1 protein-coding gene is annotated in these 967 nt (G+C 43.0%); it reads right to left on the bottom strand.

Annotated features, from left to right (window positions below; genetic code table 11):
• Positions 1-910: phage tail-like protein (locus GB932_RS21885; protein ID WP_156758905.1), on the bottom strand; the 910-nt coding region annotated here is incomplete at its 3' end.
• Between the last annotated feature and the right edge of the window lie 57 nt (positions 911-967).

Below are 967 nucleotides of genomic sequence, written 5' to 3'. Positions count from 1 at the left end.
CAAGATGATTGGTGTTGACTTTAGAAACAATAGGAACTTCTTTCCTTGTAGCACCTCCTCCGGTAAAGGTATTCGTTGTATTATTATAGGTATCGTTGATGAAATCTATAAAATATCCCATCAGATAATAAGTACTCCCGGAAAGAGGTGCTGTACCTCCCTGTCCGGATGGACTTTCCTGAGGTGAATTTAAATTCAGGTTAACCTCTACCAGATATTTTCCCTGTGGAAGAATCAGGGAATATCCTCCGGAAGTGTTCGGAAGAACTTTAAATCCACTGATATTTGATACCCCCGAAACGGCAGGATTATTAACTATAAGCTGAGTGCTGGCACCTGCTATCGCATTGTCAAGAGCCGATAGTGATCCGGTAAAATCAAGATAGGCAACCTTGGGAGTGTTTTGTGCATCAATTGTGCTTTGCCATGAATTGGTCGTGCTATTAAAAAAATGAAGAGCTTTGTTGTTACTGTTAGTTCCTCCATTGAATCCAATAAGTCCATTGGCAGGCGAGACAACAGGACTTGTCGTACTGGTTAGGTTAGCAATATTCAGGTTGGGGAATAATACTCCTTTATTACCTCCGGAAACAGTTACTGTAGGAGCTGTAGTATAGCCACTACCTCCGTTGTTAATCGTTATACCTGTTAGCTGACCGTTGGAAATGACTGCTGTAGCACGGGCTTTTGAACCTCCATTCACCACAGATCCTCCTCCATAAAAATTAATTGTTGGTACCGAAGTATAGCCGCTTCCTCCGTTGTTGATGGTAATCCCGATAACAGCACCTCCCGAAATGGTGGCTGTAGCTGTAGCTGGGGTTCCACTGAAGTTCTCAATGTGCAGAATAGCACTGGGGTCCGGTGTGGACGTGTTGATTCCTACACTTCCGCTCTGGGCAAATCCCATTGTAGCGAACAATGTACTCGCGAAGTTAATAATTCTCATCTTTAGTATGTTTATGAA

It is taken from the genome of Microbacterium karelineae (assembly GCF_009745985.1).
Classification (GTDB): domain Bacteria; phylum Actinomycetota; class Actinomycetes; order Actinomycetales; family Microbacteriaceae; genus Microbacterium; species Microbacterium karelineae.
Note: the sequence above shows the minus strand (reverse complement) of the source record. Positions and strands in the feature narration are given on the sequence as shown.